Below are 17954 nucleotides of genomic sequence, written 5' to 3'. Positions count from 1 at the left end.
TATGGCAACCTTAAAAGCACAACACCTAGCCAAAAGCTACAGCGGCCGCAAAGTGGTTTCTGATGTCAGCCTAGAGGTCAAATCGGGCAAGATTGTCGGTCTACTTGGGCCCAACGGTGCCGGCAAGACCACCTCTTTCTATATGATTGTCGGCCTAGTTGCCCGTGACGAAGGTACCATCACCATTGATGATACCGACATCAGCCTTCAGCCGATGCATAACCGCTCGCGAATGGGGATTGGCTACTTGCCGCAGGAAGCATCGATCTTCCGCAAGCTATCGGTCCACGATAACCTGATGGCGGTACTGCAAACCCGCAAAGAGCTGTCAAAACTTGAGCGTCAGGAAAAACTGGAAGAATTGTTAGATGAATTCAACATACAGCACATTCGCAATAGCTTAGGTATGGCACTATCAGGGGGTGAACGACGCCGGGTGGAAATTGCGCGAGCATTGGCTGCTAACCCGAAATTCATCCTTCTCGATGAGCCTTTTGCCGGCGTTGACCCTATATCTGTGATCGATATCAAGAAAATCATTGAACATTTGCGCGATCGTGGCCTTGGCGTACTGATCACCGATCATAATGTAAGGGAAACTCTGGATGTCTGTGAGCAAGCTTACATTGTTAGCCAAGGGCAACTGATTGCCCACGGTACGCCATCAGAAGTACTCAATGACGAACATGTAAAACGAGTCTATCTGGGCGACCAGTTCCGTCTATAGTTAATTTATAAAGGCTTTTTTGAAGCCGTGATGGACGCAGAGGGTTCAATCACCATTTTGGGTACTAGGCAGCAAAAACCAGCGATAAATATAAAGGTACATACAATAATATGAAAACCTCGCTCCAGCTTAAAATTGGTCAACAATTGGCAATGACGCCGCAACTGCAACAGGCCATCCGCTTGTTGCAGCTATCAACTCTGGATTTACAGCAGGAGATCCAGGAGGCATTGGATGCAAACCCGTTACTAGAGCTGGAAGAAGGGACCCAAGAATCGACCAACGACGAAAGCGACGGCAATTCGACCACAGCCGAGACCACCGACAACAACAGCGATGACGGCCTGTCTGAGGTCGCTGACGCTGACTCATTTGACACATCCGATGCTATCGAGCAGCGAGAGATGCCTGAAGATCTTCCGGTCGATACCACATGGGACGATGTCTACAGTGCCAGTACTGGCAATACCGGTATCGCCTTAGATGACGACATGCCGGTATATCAAGGCGAAACCACCGAAAGCCTGCAGGACTACCTGATGTGGCAGGTTGAGCTGACCCCGTTTAGCGAGACCGACCGTACGATCGCAACGTCCATCATTGATGCCATCGACGAAAAAGGCTACCTCACCTGCTCGGCCGAAGATATTCTCGATAGCCAAGGCGATGACGATGTCGAGCTCGATGAGGTGGAAGCCGTCCTCAAGCGTATCCAGCAATTTGACCCGCTGGGCGTGGCCTCTCGCAACCTGCAGGAGTGCCTATTGCTTCAACTGGCAACTTTTGAGCCGGATACCCCTTGGCTCGCTGAAGCCCGGATGTTGCTGACCGATTACATCGGACTGTTGGCAAATCGTGATTACCGCCAGCTAATGCGTGATACCAAGCTCAAAGAGCCTGAACTCAAGCAAGTGATGCAGTTGATCCATGGTTTGGAACCTCGACCGGGCAACCGCGTCGTTACCTCAGAGACCGAATATGTCGTCCCTGATGTCTCGGTATTCAAAGATCACGGCAAATGGGTCGTCACCATCAACCCAGACAGCGTGCCGCGGATCAAAGTCAACGAACAGTATGCGGCTCTGAGCAAGAGTACCCGCAATTCAGCTGACAGCCAGTTTATCCGTACCCATTTGCAAGATGCAAAATGGCTGATAAAAAGCCTGGAAAGCCGCAACGAAACCTTATTGAAAGTCGCCCGCTGCATTGTCGAGCACCAACAGGACTTCTTCGAATATGGCGAGGAAGCCATGAAGCCTATGGTACTCAACGATATCGCGCTGGCGGTCGATATGCATGAATCCACGATATCCCGCGTGACGACGCAGAAATACATGCACACGCCGCGTGGGATTTTTGAATTGAAATACTTCTTCTCCAGTCACGTTAGCACCGATAACGGTGGCGAGTGTTCATCCACCGCTATCCGGGCCTTGGTAAAAAAACTGGTTGCCGCCGAAAATCAGGCCAAACCATTAAGTGACAGCAAGATAGCGACATTACTGGCGGAACAAGGGATCATGGTAGCAAGACGAACCATTGCTAAATACCGTGAATCGCTGGGCATTCCGCCGTCCAATCAGCGAAAACGTCTGCTCTAACAGACGCCACAAGAAGGAAGATGTCTATGCAAATCAATCTCACTGGCCACCATGTAGAAATTACTCCATCCATGCGTGAGTACGTGGAGACGAAGTTCAATAAGCTAGAGCGGTTTTTCGATAAAATCAATAATGTCCATGTCATCCTGAACGTAGAGAAACTCCAACAAGTTGCTGAGGCGACGCTACACATTAACTCAGGAGAAATCCACGCAAAAGCGGATTCTGAAAATATGTATGCCGCTATTGATGCATTAACTGATAAACTGGTTCGTCAACTTAACAAACACAAAGATAAGCTCAACAGCCACTGAATCATGCAACTGAGTAATGTATTGAGCCTGGACTGCACGAAAAGTGCAGTCCCCTGCTCCAGTAAAAAGCGCGCCTTGGAAATCATCAGCGAAGTTGCTGCCAAGCACCTAGACCAAAACCCCCAGCCGCTGTTTGAGTGTATGCTCAGCCGTGAAAAAATGGGCAGTACCGGTATCGGCAACGGTATCGCGATCCCGCATGGCCGGATCAGCAGCAGCGATCAAGCCATTGCCGTACTCATCCAGTGTCAGGATCCTATCCAATTCGACGCTATCGACAACCAACCTGTGGATCTGCTATTTGCCTTGCTTGTTCCTGACGAGCAGTGCCAGCAGCACCTCAAGACTCTGTCCTGCATGGCGGAAAAGCTAAGCAGCAAACAGGTCTGTAAGCAGCTACGCACCGCAAAAAGTGACGAAGAGCTTTATCAAATCCTCACCAGTGATTCATAATGATCGCCACACTCTCCATGAATGTTAAGGATTGCCAGCCATGATGTTAATGGTCGTAAGCGGACGCTCAGGCTCAGGAAAATCCATCGCCCTACGGGTATTGGAAGATCTGGGATACTATTGCGTTGATAACCTTCCGGTTAACCTACTCCCTCAGTTCATTGAGACCCAACAAGGCAACCAGCAAAACATTGCCGTCAGTATTGATGTACGCAATATGCCGGAAGATCCTGAAGAAATCAGCCATACCTTGGACACCCTCGGTGACGACGTCGATGTCAATGTGATTTACCTTGATGCCGATGACAAGACGCTGGTCAAACGCTATAGCGAAACCCGTCGTCTGCATCCGCTCTCACGCCATGGTATGACTCTTGAGCAGGCCATTTTGTCGGAAAGTACCCAGCTTTCCAGCCTCAAGGCCCGAGCCGATTTAGTGATAGATACCACCACCAAATCAATTCATGACTTGAGTGAAACGGTCCGCTCACGGGTGCTTGGCCGCGAATCGCGCGAGCTGATCATGGTATTCGAATCCTTCGGCTTTAAGCACGGCCTGCCCAACGACGCCGACTATGTGTTTGATGTCCGCTTCTTGCCGAATCCACACTGGGTCCCTGAGCTTAAGCCACTGACCGGTTTGGATCAGGAAGTCAAAGACTACCTGTCGGGCCATGCCGAAGTCAGCCAGCTCATCTACCAGGTACGTAACTTCATCGAAACCTGGTTGCCAATGCTGGAGAAAAACAACCGCAGCTATATCACCGTAGCCATTGGTTGCACCGGTGGCCAGCACCGCTCGGTCTATATTACCCAACAACTGGCGGAGTATTTCCGCTACGAAGGCCATCAAGTTCAGGTTAGGCACCGCACGCTGGAAAAAAGCAAATAATGACCATTTTCTCTCGCGAACTGTTTATCAAAAACCGCCTGGGCCTTCATGCCCGGGCTGCCATCAAACTGGTTGAGTTGGCACAAAGCTTCGAATCTAGCATCACGATTAGCAATGGCGAAAAGAGTGCCACCGCCGACAGTGTAATGGGGCTACTGATGCTCGAGTCAGCCCAAGGCCAGCAGGTACTGGTCTGCGCCGAGGGCGGCGATGCCGAGCAAGCGATTAATGCGGTCAGCACCCTGATCGAAGCGGGCTTTGACGAAGAAAATTAACCGTATCAAGCCACTGCCAACGCTAACAGGCAGCATACTCCCCCCCACTCATTACCGGCAACCCATCCGCTCGTGCAATAATTCATCAATTCCTCTCACATCTGGTGAGACACACCCCGATGATTACGTTAAAATTCAGATTATTGCGCTGTTATGCCATCTAGTCATCCGCCATTTGCAAGACGGGTGCGCGGTGGTATTTCACATCTGAGTCATTTGGGGTACTGCAAACAATGGCCGATGTCATCGATCAAGATCAAACTCATCAAACGCTGCAAGAAGTCAACCAGGCGCTTGAAAACGGCATGTTTGTCCATGTCCGCCGTATGCTCCAGAATATGGAGCCGGAAGATATTGCCCACCTGCTAGAGGCCTCTCCGCCCAAAGAGCGTCAAGTCCTGTGGCAACTGACCGATCCCGAAGAGCAAGGCGAGATCCTTGACGAGCTATCAGAAGACGTCAAAGACGGCATTGTTGCCCAAATGGCACCGGATAAGCTGGCTGCTGTTACCGAAGGGATGGAAACGGATGATGTCGCCTACGTTCTCCGTAGTCTGCCCGACAGCAAGTACCAAGAAGTACTGGCCCAGATGGATGCCACCGATCGGCACCGGGTAGAAAAAGCACTGGCCTATCCGGAAGAAACGGCCGGTGGGATCATGAGCACCGACTTCATTACCATCCGCGGCGATGTCACCGCCGATGTCGTACTTCGCTACCTGCGCATGAGAAGCGAGCTGCCAGAAGCCACCGATGCCCTGTATGTTGTCGACCAGAACGAGAAGCTGATCGGCCATTTGTCACTGGCGACCCTGATCACTACCCAGCCTGATATCGAAGTCCATGATGTGATGGACGACGCTGACGAGGCGATTCCGGTCGATATGGATGACGGCGAAGTCGCCAACCTGTTCGAGCGCCGTAACTGGCTGTCGGCCCCGGTTGTTGATACCAACAACCAGCTCGTCGGTCGTATTACGATCGATGATGTGGTCGATATTATCCGTGAAGACGCTGAACACTCGATGATGAGCATGGCGGGTATGGATGATGACGAAGATACCTTTGCACCGGTAGTCAAGTCGGCCAAGCGACGCAGCATCTGGCTAGGTGTCAACGTACTGGCCGCGCTGGCCGCCGCATCGGTTTCCAACCTGTTCGAAGAAACCCTAGAGCAAATGGCAGCTATTGCCATCTTGATGACCATCGTACCTTCAATGGGCGGTGTTGCCGGTAACCAAACCGTTGCATTAGTGATCCGCGGCTTAGCCGTTGGACACATCGGAGAATCCAACACCCGCTGGCTGTTGAGCAAAGAAGCTCGGGTCGGCCTGCTCAACGGTATTCTTTGGGCAGCGATTATTGGTGGTGTGGTGGTGTTCTGGAAGGGAAACCTGCTACTGGGCGCCATTATTGCCGGTGCCATGCTCACCAACCTGCTGGTCGCTGGTGTTGCCGGGGTCTGTATTCCTATCATGCTCAAGAAAATGAACATCGACCCGGCATTGGCAGGCGGAATGGCTCTGACAACCATCACCGATATCATTGGCCTGTCCGTCTTCCTCGGCTTAGCAACGCTATTTCTTGTCTGAATCATTTCTGTAACGGCTAAGCCCGAAAACCGACATAAAAAAAGCGAGAGCAGAAATGCTCTCGCTTTTTTATGGCGAGTTCCTGGATCCTAGAACCGAGAACCGAGAACCTAGAAACAGCTCTCTCTAGGAGCTATCTCCTAGGATCCCGAGGGTTATTCACCCGCGATCTTCATACTATCAAGTAGCATTGAACCGGTTTGGATCTGGCTGCGGATTTCGGTATCAGTGCCAATCGCCACGATATTCTGCATCATATCTTTAAGGTTACCGGCAATCGTAATTTCACTGACCGGGTATTGGATTTCACCGTTTTCTACCCAAAAACCAGCGGCACCGCGGGAGTAATCACCGGTCACGATATTTACGCCCTGGCCCATCAATTCAGTCACCAACAGACCGCGATCCATCTTCTTGAGCATCTGCTCGAAGCTCTCACCCGTCGAGTTCACCAACCAGTTGTGAATACCACCGGCATGCCCGGTCGGCTGACGGCCAAGTTTACGGGCAGCATAACTCGTCATCAGGTACGATTGCAGACGACCATCCTGGATAATCTCTAGATCTTTGGTCGCCAAGCCTTCGCTATCAAATGGCGTACTGGCCATACCGCGCAAGATATGAGGACGCTCGCTGATGTTGAGCCACTCAGGGAAGATCTGCTCACCCAACTTATCAAGCAGGAAGGTCGATTTACGATATAGGTTAGAACCGCTGATCCCCATCACCAAGTGGCCAAACATACCAGTAGCAATATCGGCAGCAAACATCACTGGCGCTTCACGGGTTGACAGTTTCTGTGGATCAACTCGGCCAGCCGTTCGTTCAGCAGCATGCCTGCCAACCGTTTCCGGCGTCCATAGCTCACTTGCATGGCGTGCCGTGGTGTAGCTGTAGTCACGCTCCATCTCACCGTTCTTGCCTTCGGCAATCACACAGCAACTGATACTATGACGGCTTGAGGCATAGCTCGCCAGCATGCCGTGGCTATTACCATAGACGCGGATCCCATAGTGACTGTCATAGCTAGCACCGTCGCTCTGCTTGATACGAGGGTCAAACTCCAGTGCTGCCTGCTCAGCACGTGCCGCAATCTCTGCTGCATGATCTGGCTCAGGCTCATCTGGGTGGAATAGATCCAAGTCAGGAATATCCTTAACCATCAGCTCTGCAGGGCCAGGGCCGGCAAACGGGTCTTCTGATGTATAAAGGGCAATATCCAATGCCGCCGCAACCGTCTGGGAAATGGCCTTCTCACTCAAATCCGACGTTGAAGCGCTACCTTTACGCTGGCCACGGTAGACCGTGATACCCAGAGCACCATCGCTATTGAACTCAACATTCTCGACTTCGCACATCCGGGTCGATACGCTGATCCCTGTGGTTTTATTAATCGCGACTTCCGCTGCATCGGCTTGTTGGCCAGCAACTTCTAGTGCTTTTGCCACTGCGGCCTCTAGTTCCACACGCTGCTGGGCAACCTGTTCTCTCACGTCCATACTTATCGTCTCAAAAATGGCCATTCCGTTCTGGTCCGCTTGGCAGCGTGAAGGATAAGCCAATGAATTTGGTATTACTCTTAGGATAACACTGCATTGGTGGAATTTGCGCCCCAAATCACGATTAAACTGGTAAAATAAAAACCAAATGCAATCGTCATGAGCCTGTTATGAGCCGTAAAAACCAAAAAGCCCCATGGGAACCGGAAGAAGAAATCATCTGGGTAAGTAAATCCGAGATGAAACGCGACATGGATGCCCTCCAGAAGCTAGGTGAACAGCTGGTTGAGCTTAAACCTAATGCACTCGCCAAAGTGCCTCTTGATGAAGAGCTGCTAGAAGCGGTTAAAGACGCCCAGCGCTTTAATAAAGAAGCGCGCCGCCGTCAACTACAACGCATCGGTAAACTGATGCGCCAAGTAGAAGTTGAGCCAATCCAAGCAGCATTGGACAAGCTAAACAACAAGCACAACCAAGCAACAGCCGAACTAAAGAAGCTTGAGCAAAAACGCGACAAGCTAATTGAAAACGGCGATAGCATGATTAACGCTATCATGGTTGATCACCCAGACGCTGATCGCCAGCGTCTACGCCAACTTGTTCGCCAAGCTAACAAAGAAAAGGCCCAGGGTAAGCCAGCTAAAGCGTACCGCGAAATTTTCCAGTACCTCAAAGCGCTGTACCTGACTGACTAAGCAGCCGCTTTGTTGTTTGTTGATACGCCGATACAAAAAAGCCAGCTTTCGCTGGCTTTTCTTTCAACCAATCTGGATCATTCGTTGATCAAGTATTTATGTCGGTTGGTATTATTGAGTTCCGCCCACCGTCATAGACTCTATTTTCAGGGTTGGCTGTCCCACGCCAACAGGGACACTCTGGCCGGCTTTGCCACAGACGCCGACACCGCGGTCAATATCCAAGTCATTACCAACCATAGACACCTGCTGCATCGCTTCAATACCACTGCCGATCAGGGTCGCGCCCTTGATTGGACGGGTGATCTTACCGTTTTCAATTAGGTAGGCTTCCGATGCCGAGAACACAAACTTGCCCGATGTAATATCGACCTGGCCACCACCGAAGTTCGGCGCATAAACACCTTGCTTAACGCTGGCAATGATCTCTTCCGGCGTATGTTCACCTGGCAACATGTAGGTATTGGTCATACGTGGCATTGGCAGGTGCGCATAAGACTCACGGCGACCATTACCCGTCGGAGCCACACCCATCAAGCGAGCGTTGAGTTTATCTTGCATGTAACCCTTGAGCTTACCGCCCTCAACCAGCACGTTATACTGACCCGGCGTACCCTCATCATCGATATTGATCGAGCCACGGCGATCAACCAGAGTGCCATCATCAACGATAGTACACAGGCTAGATGTCACCTGCTGCCCCATCTGGCCCGAGAACATCGATGAGCCTTTGCGGTTGAAATCCCCCTCCAGACCATGGCCAACCGCTTCATGCAACAAAACACCCGGCCAGCCCGCGCCTAGAACCACCGGCATAGTACCAGCCGGCGCCGCATCGGCATCGATATTGATCAGCGCCTGGCGGATCGCCTCATCGGCATAATTCAGGGCAACGGTTTTGCCATTGCCTTCATCGGTTTGGAAATACTCATAACCATAACGGCCACCGCCACCGGCACTGCCGTGCTCACGCTTGTCACCTTTTTCAATCAATACACTGACAGAAAGACGGACCAACGGACGGATATCTGCTGCATAGGTGCCGTCCAACGCGGCAACCAACACCTGCTCATACACCCCGTTGATACTGACAGAGACCTCTTTGACCAAAGGCTCCTTGGTACGGATATATCGATCGATTTCCTCAAGCAGGGCAATCTTCTGGTATTTATCGAAGCTATCCAGAGGGTTAACCGGTGCATAGATCTCTTGTGCAGTAACAGGTGCAAACGCCTTTACCTGACCGTTACCACCACTGCGGGTAATACCGCGGGCCGCCTTGGCACTTTGTTGCAGGGCTAACTGACTGATTTGATCGGAATAGGCAAAGCCGGTCTTTTCCCCCGACACTGCCCTGACACCGACACCGCGGTCAATGTTAAACGAGCCGTCTTTAATGATGCTGTCTTCAAGCACCAAAGACTCATGCCAGCATGACTGGAAGTAAATATCGGCATAATCGACATTACGTGCCGCTACCAGCCCCAGTAATTGGTTTAGTTCTTCACGTCCCAACCCGGACTGGGCCAGCATTGTGTTTTCTACAGTTTCCAGCGTCATTTAATTTGCTCTTATATTCATTGCCAGCCGGCCCCTCTGCCGGTCAGCCCTCACGTTGCTGAACACTGAATCTTGCGTGTTCAACAAGCGGCATGTTTGTTCGGATCGCCTTGCTCAAATCAAGATCGACATCGGCTAACATCACTCCAGTCCCCTGTTGCTGACAGGCAACCACCTGTCCCCAAGGATCAACAATCATCGAGTGACCCCAGGTCTCCCGATGCTCATTGTGCTCACCCCACTGGGCAGCAGCGACGATCCAACATTGAGTTTCAACGGCACGGGCACGGAGCAGTAATTCCCAGTGAGCCTTACCGGTCACTTTGGTAAATGCAGCAGGGACGACAATAATATCCGCCCCCTGCTCGCGCAGGGCAGCATATAGTTGCGGGAACCTGACATCATAACAGATAGATAAACCAATGTTGCCAAACGGCGTGGCGATCACCTTGGTTTCACGCCCAGCACGGAAGGTGTCGGACTCACGGTAGCTATGGTGGGCATCGTCAATTTCCACATCAAACATGTGTAGCTTGTCGTAATGCCCTTGAAGCTGCCCCTGATCATCAAACAGCAAGGCTGTGGAAGTGATGGCACCATCGAGCTGACGAATAGGCATCGAGCCAATCAACACCCAGATCCCCAGCTGCTTTGCCAGTGCGGCGACTTCGGCCTGTAACGGACCTTCGCCGAGGTACTCAGCATGGGCTCTGTAATCCTCGCTAGAACCGAACACCAGACAATTTTCCGGTGTCACAACCAGTTTTGCCCCCTGCAGCTGCAAACCTTTGAGTTTCATCTTCAGGTGCTTAAGGTTAGTCTGCGGATCAGCCCCTGAAGTCATTTGTACAATACCGAATTTAGCCATCTGCATTCTCCCTCATGCCGTCAGTCGGCCACCAACAAGAATGGCCATACTACGGGTATTGTTATTATTTTGCTTCCTTATCCTTGCCTTCTAGCATTTCAGAGACATTATACTCGCCAGTAAAACGCGACTGCTCTGTGACGACCGGAGAGTCAATCGGCCCTTTCACCACGTAGTTCACTTGAGTAAATACATCCAAAACAGGCGAGAGTGCGGTTGAAATAGCAAAGACATAAATTGCCGTTTGAGGTGCTACCGCAAACGCGGTCAAAACTGGAATTCCTGATGTAAAATCAGGGGTAAACCTCACCTTCGCATCCACGGTCTCATTGACAAGATTAGCACTTCCGCGGATAAACATGTCACCCGCTAGAGCCTGCATCTTAATATTGTCCGTTGCGAACAGGCCATTTTCAATGCGGCCGCTACCACGGATGTAGTTAAATGCCAGCCCTTCATCAAAAATCCCTGAGAAATCAAGCTGCATCCGGCGGATCAGCGAATCAATACTGAATAGGCCCAGTAAACGCCCTGCCCCTCCGATATCGCTAATTACCCCCTGCCCGGTTTCTGATTTCAGCTCACCGGTCAAGGTCTCGCGGTGCATCGACCAAGGCGCACCCTGCCACTGGATTGAGGCATAAGTGCTAAATTTAGCGCCCTGGATCCCACCAGAAATACCAAAGCGCCCCATCAGATCTGAGCTGTTCTGACCATCAATATCAAAGGCTATTTGAGTTTCACTGCGGTCACCATCAAGGCTCCAGTGACCATCAAGGTTGAGCGACGTGGCACCTGAATCCACGGTAAAGTTGACCAGCTCCAGCATATTGCCTTCCCGGCGTAACTTACCGGATACCTCACCAAGGCGATAGCCCTGTAGCCAGGCATCACGGAGCACCAAGTCAATCTCCGGCATATTAGCCATCATGCTGCGATCAAAGTCGGTCGCTGCTGGAATATCACGCTGAGGCTTATATCGCTCCTTGATCTTAGTGTCATCCACCTGCGGTAAATTCAAGTGGAAGGTGTCGATAACCAAATCCAACGGCTGCCCCTGAGGCCAACGAGCGAGTCCTTTCGCCTCCCGACTGTCGAGGCGGATCTGCCACGTTTCACCACGCTTATTCGCCGACAAGTCAACCCTGTTCCAATCCAGTGAGGCCAGTTTAAGCTGACGAACCTTGGCACCGATACGGGAAGGGGTAGGAATATCCGGCTTCACTGATGCGCTACCGGAAACAGCCTCCGCTTCAACGTTGTCATGAACAGCCGAAATTAAATCAGCCCAGCGGTCGCCATCAAGCTTATCGGCCACAATATCCAGGCCGTGCTCACCGTGTTTAAGCGAACGCAGCGCGGTACTACCAACGGCCATCTGGCTGGCATCAATATTGAGCTTCTCACCGGTAAGGTTAATCTTAGCTTGGTAGAGTACATCCGGCAGTATTGCCTTACCGACTAAGGCCTGCCCGTTGCCAGCCACATCAAGCTTAAACGCATCAGGGCTACCTGATTTCAGCGCCAGCGGATAGGGTAATGAACTAACAGCATCGGCCAAGGCCGCTTCAATCCCGACCTGATATTTAAAACCGGTATCGTTGAGATCAACGCCAACGCTACCTTGCCAGCGGGTGCGGCCCTTCACCTTGGCCAACAACGGATCCTGTACCTGTTGTTGCAGGGTTTCAATTTGCCAATCACCACCGAGAGCAACATCAACCCGGTAGCCATCCGCCACGCTGTTCCCGGTAAAGCCCACTGTAAGCGGTTGCGCCAGCAAGTTTGCAGTCAGTGCCTCCGCCGACACCTTGTCATCATCAAACGTAATAGTTCCGCTCGCCCCTTCAAGGGTGAGCGGCGGCGCCTCAAGCTGAACTTGGTTACCGGTCAGCTCGGCACTGCCCCAGGCCCTGACATCGGTGCCGTCAAACGGAATATCGAGTTCGAACTGTGAGGTAACGGGTCCACCGACCTGCACCGTCGTCAGCGCCGCCCCCACCGAGTCTACTAGCGGGGTCGCCAACATATAATCACGTACCTGCTCGCCTTCAGCTGCCAAATCAACCTTCAGTTTCAAGTGGCCATCACTGCTGAGCTCAGCATCACCGGTCACCCGGGATGCCGTCGCGCCCATGGTTTTGGCATGCGTCGCATCGAGGTACATAAAATCATTTTCAAACAGCAGATCAAGCTTAAGATCGGTCAGCTCTGGCCAGGCGGTATCAAAACTGAACGTGCCGTTACGCAGCGGGACATAGGCCTGAAAAACACCGTCATGATTGCCGTAAGGGAAATCGGACAGCTCGCCATACCACAGCAGTTGGGCTGACTTAGCCTGACCGCCGCGGATCGCTGCCGACAGATAATCAGTCAAGCTGCGGCCCAGCGCCAAGGTGGGTAGGTAACGCCAGGTTTCACCGGCATTATTCAGGCTCGCTTCACCGTAGAATGACAACCACGACGGCGCCTCAGCCGGGAAATCTAACCTAAATTGCCCATCAACTTTTAGGTGTGGGGTGGCGACATCAATTTTGTCACTCCACAAGCGCCAACCGTCGTCGCCCACCTGCCAGTAGGCAGTCACATCCGCTGCATCAATTTTCAGCGGTGCCTGGAAGACATAACCATAAGGTAATTCATCGTCTTGTAGGTTAACGACCGCGCGGCCACCTTGGGTGTTACCCGCCACAGTAGCATCCAGTTTGTGGATCCCCGGCAGTAGCTCCCACTGCTTCACCCCCAACTGACTGGCATGAAAAGAGAACTGTGGCGCATCATCACCTTTAGCTGCGACCCGAATATCGCTGATCTGGCCCGATGGCTGCAATGTCGACAGCACATCAACCAGCGCACTATCATCGGGTAAAAAAGTAATGAATGGCTGCAGGTGCTCAAGAGAAAGGTGAGTAGCCGCTAACTGCCAGTCGCTCGGTAACCAGCTTGCCGCAATATCAAAGGCCGGCCATTGTGCTTTATCAGTCTCCAGTACCATTTGGTCGCTGTCGATCCGCCAACCCGGCTCACCGCTTTCATTTTCCAGAGGCAGAAGCTTGACCAGCCCCTGCTTGACTCTAAACTGGTGTTTATCTTCGCCCAACTGCCAGCGTAGGAAGCTATCATCGAGCTTGACCAAGCTCTGCTGCAAGGCACCATTGGATAACGTCAGCCACACTTCGGCATTAAGGTTACTACCAGTGATATTGGTATCGGTCAGGTGCTGCTTGTTGAGCCACGGGGTTACAGAAAGATTACGCGCCTGAAGGTAGATGTCACCGGACATCTTGGCCCAAGAGCGGTTATCGGAGAGGTTAGCAATCACTTGCATTTGGCTAAAGTGGGTGTCTGCAATGCTGACAATCCCTTCGGCCCGGCGTTGGCGGTTATGGGTGTCCCACTTCAACTGCTGAATATCGACTGTCAGCTTCTCATCAGCCGGAGACAGCAGGGTGATATCTGAGTTACGGACAGAAAACTGCCCCAGCTGCACAAACAGCAATTCTTCCAGCCGCTCAATGGTTGCCATCTGGCTTTGCTCTGAGCTAGCGGCTTTGTTGCTGTCACTGCCCGATAGGCGGGTAAGATCCAAGCTCAATTCATCGATCCGAATATCTTGGAATACCGGGCTAAGGTTAAGCACCGATCCCAGCATATCGAGCTGCATCGAGACATCACCGACCTTAACCAGCGACTCGGGAGCCCCCGGTAAATTGACCTTAACCCCCTGCAGTACCAACGATGGGCCGAGATTGCGCCAATGCCCCTCGACCAGATCAACATCGAGATCCATATCGATTTGATCGGAGGCCCATTGGCGGATCGGCTCACGGTATTCATTGAGCTGAGGAAGATAAAAACGTAGACCGCTGATCGCAACAGCGGCCAGTACTAACACCGTCAGTACCAGCCACATTAATCCACGTGCCAGTCGAACTGGAACTGTTGTCACGCTATTGCCCCGCTTTACATCATCACGACATCAAACTGTTCTTGTATATACAGAGGCTCAGCTTTGACTTTGACCTGCTTACCGATGAAAACCTCTAGTTCAGCAAGCGCATGGTACTCATCGCCCGCCAGCACTTCAGCCACAGCCGGAGACACATATACTACAAACCTATCCGCATCGTAGGCACGGTTGACTCGAGTAATTTCGCGCAGAGTTTCATAACAGACACTTTCGACGGTTTTCACTGTTCCGCGCCCTTCACAGGTCGGGCAGGTATCGCACAATACATGCTCGATACTCTCGCGAGTCCGCTTACGCGTCATTTCAACCAGGCCTAGCTGGGTAAAACCATTAATGTTGGTCTTAACCCTATCGTAGGACAAGGCCTGCTCCAGCGCCACCAACACCCGGCGACGGTGATCATCGTGAGCCATATCGATAAAATCGATAATGATGATCCCGCCAAGGTTGCGCAATCGCAACTGGCGAGCAATAGCCTTAGTCGCCTCGATATTGGTGTTGAAGATGGTTTCTTCAAGGTTACGGCGGCCAACAAAAGCACCGGTGTTAATATCGATAGTCGTCATCGCCTCGGTTTGATCGATGATCAGATAACCGCCCGATTTCAGCTCAACCTTACGATCAAGCGAGCGCTGGATTTCATTCTCGGTATCGAACAAATCAAAGATTGGCTGCTCGCCGGCATAGTATTCCAACTTTTCGCTCAGCTCTGGCACAAACTCATCGGTAAACTCCTTGAGTTTCTCGAAGCCCAAGCGGGAATCGACCTGAATACCATCGAGCTCGGTACCAACAAAATCGCGCAAAATACGCTGTGCCAGCCCCAGTTCACCGTATAGCATGGATTTTGGTTTATATTTCGCACGACGCTCAAGGACTTTACGCCACAGGTGCTTGAGGAAGGCGGCATCTTGTGCCATCTCCTCATCGGTCGCCCCTTCGGCAGCGGTACGAATAATAAAGCCACCCAGATCATCGCAGTACTCATTGACTACCGCTTTCAGGCGCTCGCGCTCAACCTCACTTTCAATGCGCTGCGACACACCGACATGGCTTGCCCCAGGCATAAACACCAAGTAGCGAGAGGGTAGCGTCACATCGGTTGTCAGACGCGCACCTTTGGTACCTAGCGGATCTTTAACCACCTGCACCACCAGGTCTTGGCCCTGGCGAACCAACTCTGAAATATCGCGAACCTGAAACTGTTGCTTTTCGTTTTCTGCCACACACTCGGTGTGCGGAACAATATCTGACGCATGCAGGAACGCTGCTTTTTCAAGGCCAATATCAACAAAGGCAGCCTGCATCCCCGGTAACACCCGGCTGACGCGCCCTTTATAGATATTGCCAACAATCCCGCGCTTGGATTCGCGTTCGATATGGACTTCCTGAAGGCTCCCTGCCTCGATCATGGCGACACGAGTTTCACTCGGGGTCACGTTAATTAGCAGCTCTGTGCTCATGGTTGCCTCTAATTTGATAAACCTAAAAAGTCTTGAACCATGATGTCGGTTTCCACCAAAGGTAACCCCACCACAGCGTAATAACTGCCATCGATACGTTCGACGAACTTACCGCCGATCCCCTGAATGCCATAGCTTCCTGCTTTGTCCTGCGGCTCACCACTGTGCCAGTAGTCTTCGATTTCTTTTTCTGACAGTGTCTTGAACCACACGTCGGTAACGACCAAGCGCGTTTCTCGACGCTCATCACTGGCCACGGTCACTGCCGTCATCACCTGATGGCGCTGACCTGACAACAGGCGCAGCATCTGCTGGGCGTCGTCAAAGTCCTTGGGTTTTTCCAAAATACGCTCGCCCGCGACCACAATAGTATCAGCCCCCAATACCGGCGCCCTACCATCGACCACCGCAACCCCAGCCAGCGCCTTGTCTACCGACAACCGCTGGACATAATCTGCTGGCGATTCGCCAGCCTGGTGCAGCTCTTCAACATCTACCACGACCCGCTCAAACTGGTAGCCGAGCTGGGTCAGGAGTTCTTTACGGCGCGGAGAGCCCGAGGCCAAATATAATTGCGGTGTCGACATGATATCATTCATTTGGTTTTGTGTGATAAATCAATGCGATCCACTCAAGCTCGTTCGATGTGTCTGTTTACACCCTAGCACTGAACGGATCCCATTGGGAGACTAATTTAACGAATTGAGAGCTTACGTCGCATCCGTCGCAGCAGCAGAAATAACCATGGCCATAACAAGAAGTTAAGTAACACAGCCCACAGTCTTTCAGGGTCAAAAGTGATCACCGATACTAAGTATTCGGCCCAGAATTCGACCAACTTACCACCGAGTGTCAGTAAGGCAACCAGCAGGGCCTGCTGCCATAATGAGAGGTTACGCAATACCTGGAAGTTAAGTGCGACGATGTAGCACAGTACTGACATCATCAAGCCACGTACCCCTAACGTCGAGCCGAGCATCAAGTCCCACAGCAAGCCCAGCAGTAATGCCGTCCCGACGTTCACCCGGTGCGGCAACGCCAACACCCAGTAAAAGGCAACCAGCACTACCCAGGAGGGACGGAAAGGCTCCAGCTCTCCTGGCCAAGGAGCAGCTTGCAAAATCAGCGCAATTAAAAACGACAGCCAAATCCACATTCGGCCGTTAGCGCGACTATTCGCCACTATTGAACTCTCCTTCAGTCAAGGTTTCACGCGGAGTTGGCCATACCAACAGCAGATAACGCAGACGATCAAACTGTACGGTTGGCTTCGCCTTTATCTGAGCAAACGGACGTTTGTTATCAAACGAAAACTCAGTCACGTTGCCAACCGGATACCCTTCTGGGTAACGGCCACCCAAACCAGAACTCACCAGCAAGTCACCCACTTCGATGTCGGTACTGCTTGGCACGTGCTCCAGCTGGATCTGATCTATCTGGCCACTGCCAGAAGCAATGACCCGAATATCATTGCGGACCACCTGAACCGGGATCGCATGAGTTGGGTCAATCAGCAACAAGACCCGACTGTTGTGGGCGCCCACATACGAAACCTGGCCGACAATCCCCTTCTCGTTGATCACTGGTTGGCCTTCGTAGACACCGTCTACCCGTCCCTTATCGATCATCACCTGATGACTGTAGGGATCTGAATCAACAGCCATTACCTCGGCGATTAGCTTTTTCTCATCGCGAACAAACGGCGAGCCTAGTAGCTCACGCAGGCGCTGGTTTTCTTGTTTTAGCTGCTCGAGCAGCAATACGTCACTCTGCTGAACCAGCAGATCACGTTGCAAAGCTTTGTTTTCTGCCAGCAGACGCCGGTGCGAGCTGAACTGTCCGGATACACCACCGAGCAAATCACGCGGCAAATTGGCCGCATATTGCAATGGAGAGATAGCTGAATTGAGTAGGTAACGGACGTTGGCAAAGGCGTCAAGACGACTGTCGGCTAGCATAAGGCCAACCGACAGTAAAATGGCAAGAAACAGGCGCAGTTGCAGGGAAGGCCCCCTGCCAAAGATAGGTTTCATGTAACACTATAA

At 51.9% G+C, this 17954-nt stretch carries 16 protein-coding genes; 8 read left to right on the top strand and 8 right to left on the bottom strand.

From position 1 onward, the window contains the following. Position 1: 1 nt before the first annotated feature. The 7 genes from lptB to mgtE all read left to right on the top strand — a co-directional run bounded on the left by lptB (position 2) and on the right by mgtE (position 5854). A complete protein-coding gene (lptB, locus tag ACVA53_RS08060; protein ID WP_255040768.1) occupies positions 2-727 on the top strand; it encodes an LPS export ABC transporter ATP-binding protein in 726 nt (241 codons plus the stop codon). A gap of 110 nt (positions 728-837) precedes the next feature. After that, a complete protein-coding gene (locus ACVA53_RS08055; protein ID WP_446504863.1) occupies positions 838-2328 on the top strand; it encodes an RNA polymerase factor sigma-54 in 1491 nt (496 codons plus the stop codon). A 26-nt stretch (positions 2329-2354) separates the two neighbouring features. Next, complete coding sequence (gene hpf, locus ACVA53_RS08050; RefSeq protein ID WP_255040766.1) at positions 2355-2642, top strand: ribosome hibernation promoting factor; 288 nt, start codon at positions 2355-2357, stop codon at positions 2640-2642. A 3-nt stretch (positions 2643-2645) separates the two neighbouring features. Beyond that, positions 2646-3095, top strand: coding sequence for a PTS IIA-like nitrogen regulatory protein PtsN (gene ptsN, locus ACVA53_RS08045; RefSeq protein WP_446504862.1), 450 nt, complete (start codon positions 2646-2648; stop codon positions 3093-3095). A gap of 40 nt (positions 3096-3135) precedes the next feature. Then, entirely contained in the window at positions 3136-3987 is an 852-nt protein-coding gene (rapZ, locus tag ACVA53_RS08040; protein ID WP_255040764.1) for an RNase adapter RapZ, read from the top strand. Then, positions 3987-4262, top strand: coding sequence for an HPr family phosphocarrier protein (locus tag ACVA53_RS08035; RefSeq protein WP_255040763.1), 276 nt, complete (start codon positions 3987-3989; stop codon positions 4260-4262). Before rapZ ends, ACVA53_RS08035 begins: the two co-directional genes overlap by 1 nt. Before the next feature lie 233 nt (positions 4263-4495). Further along, positions 4496-5854, top strand: a complete 1359-nt coding sequence (gene mgtE, locus ACVA53_RS08030) for a magnesium transporter (protein ID WP_255040762.1) — start codon at positions 4496-4498, stop codon at positions 5852-5854. Positions 5855-6009: 155 nt separating this feature from the next. Here mgtE and pmbA read toward each other — a convergent pair whose 3' ends face one another. After that, positions 6010-7353 carry a metalloprotease PmbA gene (pmbA, locus tag ACVA53_RS08025; protein WP_255040761.1) on the bottom strand — a complete coding sequence of 448 codons (1344 nt, stop codon included), beginning with the start codon at positions 7351-7353 and terminating at the stop codon, positions 6010-6012. Positions 7354-7523: 170 nt separating this feature from the next. Between pmbA and yjgA the strand changes: the two genes are divergently transcribed. Beyond that, positions 7524-8048 carry a ribosome biogenesis factor YjgA gene (gene yjgA / locus ACVA53_RS08020; RefSeq protein WP_446504861.1) on the top strand — a complete coding sequence of 175 codons (525 nt, stop codon included), beginning with the start codon at positions 7524-7526 and terminating at the stop codon, positions 8046-8048. 111 nt (positions 8049-8159) lie between these two features. Here yjgA and tldD read toward each other — a convergent pair whose 3' ends face one another. The 7 genes from tldD to mreC all read right to left on the bottom strand — a co-directional run bounded on the left by tldD (position 8160) and on the right by mreC (position 17942). Continuing rightward, positions 8160-9608, bottom strand: a complete 1449-nt coding sequence (gene tldD, locus ACVA53_RS08015; RefSeq protein ID WP_255040759.1) for a metalloprotease TldD — start codon at positions 9606-9608, stop codon at positions 8160-8162. Positions 9609-9651: 43 nt separating this feature from the next. Next, complete coding sequence (locus tag ACVA53_RS08010; RefSeq protein ID WP_446504860.1) at positions 9652-10476, bottom strand: carbon-nitrogen hydrolase family protein; 825 nt, start codon at positions 10474-10476, stop codon at positions 9652-9654. A 64-nt stretch (positions 10477-10540) separates the two neighbouring features. Beyond that, positions 10541-14425, bottom strand: coding sequence for a YhdP family protein (locus ACVA53_RS08005; RefSeq protein WP_446504859.1), 3885 nt, complete (start codon positions 14423-14425; stop codon positions 10541-10543). A 14-nt stretch (positions 14426-14439) separates the two neighbouring features. After that, positions 14440-15909 carry a ribonuclease G gene (gene rng / locus ACVA53_RS08000; RefSeq protein WP_255040756.1) on the bottom strand — a complete coding sequence of 490 codons (1470 nt, stop codon included), beginning with the start codon at positions 15907-15909 and terminating at the stop codon, positions 14440-14442. A gap of 8 nt (positions 15910-15917) precedes the next feature. After that, positions 15918-16496, bottom strand: a complete 579-nt coding sequence (locus ACVA53_RS07995) for a Maf family protein (protein WP_255040755.1) — start codon at positions 16494-16496, stop codon at positions 15918-15920. Positions 16497-16603: 107 nt separating this feature from the next. Continuing rightward, on the bottom strand, positions 16604-17092 hold the full coding sequence (gene mreD / locus ACVA53_RS07990; protein ID WP_255040754.1) for a rod shape-determining protein MreD: 489 nt from the start codon (positions 17090-17092) through the stop codon (positions 16604-16606). Continuing rightward, positions 17082-17942, bottom strand: coding sequence for a rod shape-determining protein MreC (gene mreC / locus ACVA53_RS07985; RefSeq protein ID WP_255040753.1), 861 nt, complete (start codon positions 17940-17942; stop codon positions 17082-17084). Before mreC ends, mreD begins: the two co-directional genes overlap by 11 nt. Positions 17943-17954 lie beyond the last annotated feature (12 nt).

Source organism: Photobacterium sp. DNB23_23_1 (genome assembly GCF_052873815.1).
This window is presented reverse-complemented; position numbering and strand designations above follow the sequence as displayed.

Coding starts and splice junctions, on each gene's coding strand:
- mreC (WP_255040753.1), bottom strand. CDS start 17,942: ATGAAACCTATCTTTGGCAGGGGGCCTTCCCTGCAACTGCGCCTGTTT.
- mgtE (WP_255040762.1), top strand. CDS start 4,496: ATGGCCGATGTCATCGATCAAGATCAAACTCATCAAACGCTGCAAGAA.
- ACVA53_RS08055 (WP_446504863.1), top strand. CDS start 838: ATGAAAACCTCGCTCCAGCTTAAAATTGGTCAACAATTGGCAATGACG.
- ACVA53_RS07995 (WP_255040755.1), bottom strand. CDS start 16,496: ATGTCGACACCGCAATTATATTTGGCCTCGGGCTCTCCGCGCCGTAAA.
- ACVA53_RS08035 (WP_255040763.1), top strand. CDS start 3,987: ATGACCATTTTCTCTCGCGAACTGTTTATCAAAAACCGCCTGGGCCTT.
- ACVA53_RS08010 (WP_446504860.1), bottom strand. CDS start 10,476: ATGGCTAAATTCGGTATTGTACAAATGACTTCAGGGGCTGATCCGCAG.
- yjgA (WP_446504861.1), top strand. CDS start 7,524: ATGAGCCGTAAAAACCAAAAAGCCCCATGGGAACCGGAAGAAGAAATC.
- ptsN (WP_446504862.1), top strand. CDS start 2,646: ATGCAACTGAGTAATGTATTGAGCCTGGACTGCACGAAAAGTGCAGTC.
- tldD (WP_255040759.1), bottom strand. CDS start 9,608: ATGACGCTGGAAACTGTAGAAAACACAATGCTGGCCCAGTCCGGGTTG.
- rng (WP_255040756.1), bottom strand. CDS start 15,909: ATGAGCACAGAGCTGCTAATTAACGTGACCCCGAGTGAAACTCGTGTC.
- hpf (WP_255040766.1), top strand. CDS start 2,355: ATGCAAATCAATCTCACTGGCCACCATGTAGAAATTACTCCATCCATG.
- rapZ (WP_255040764.1), top strand. CDS start 3,136: ATGATGTTAATGGTCGTAAGCGGACGCTCAGGCTCAGGAAAATCCATC.
- pmbA (WP_255040761.1), bottom strand. CDS start 7,353: ATGGACGTGAGAGAACAGGTTGCCCAGCAGCGTGTGGAACTAGAGGCC.
- lptB (WP_255040768.1), top strand. CDS start 2: ATGGCAACCTTAAAAGCACAACACCTAGCCAAAAGCTACAGCGGCCGC.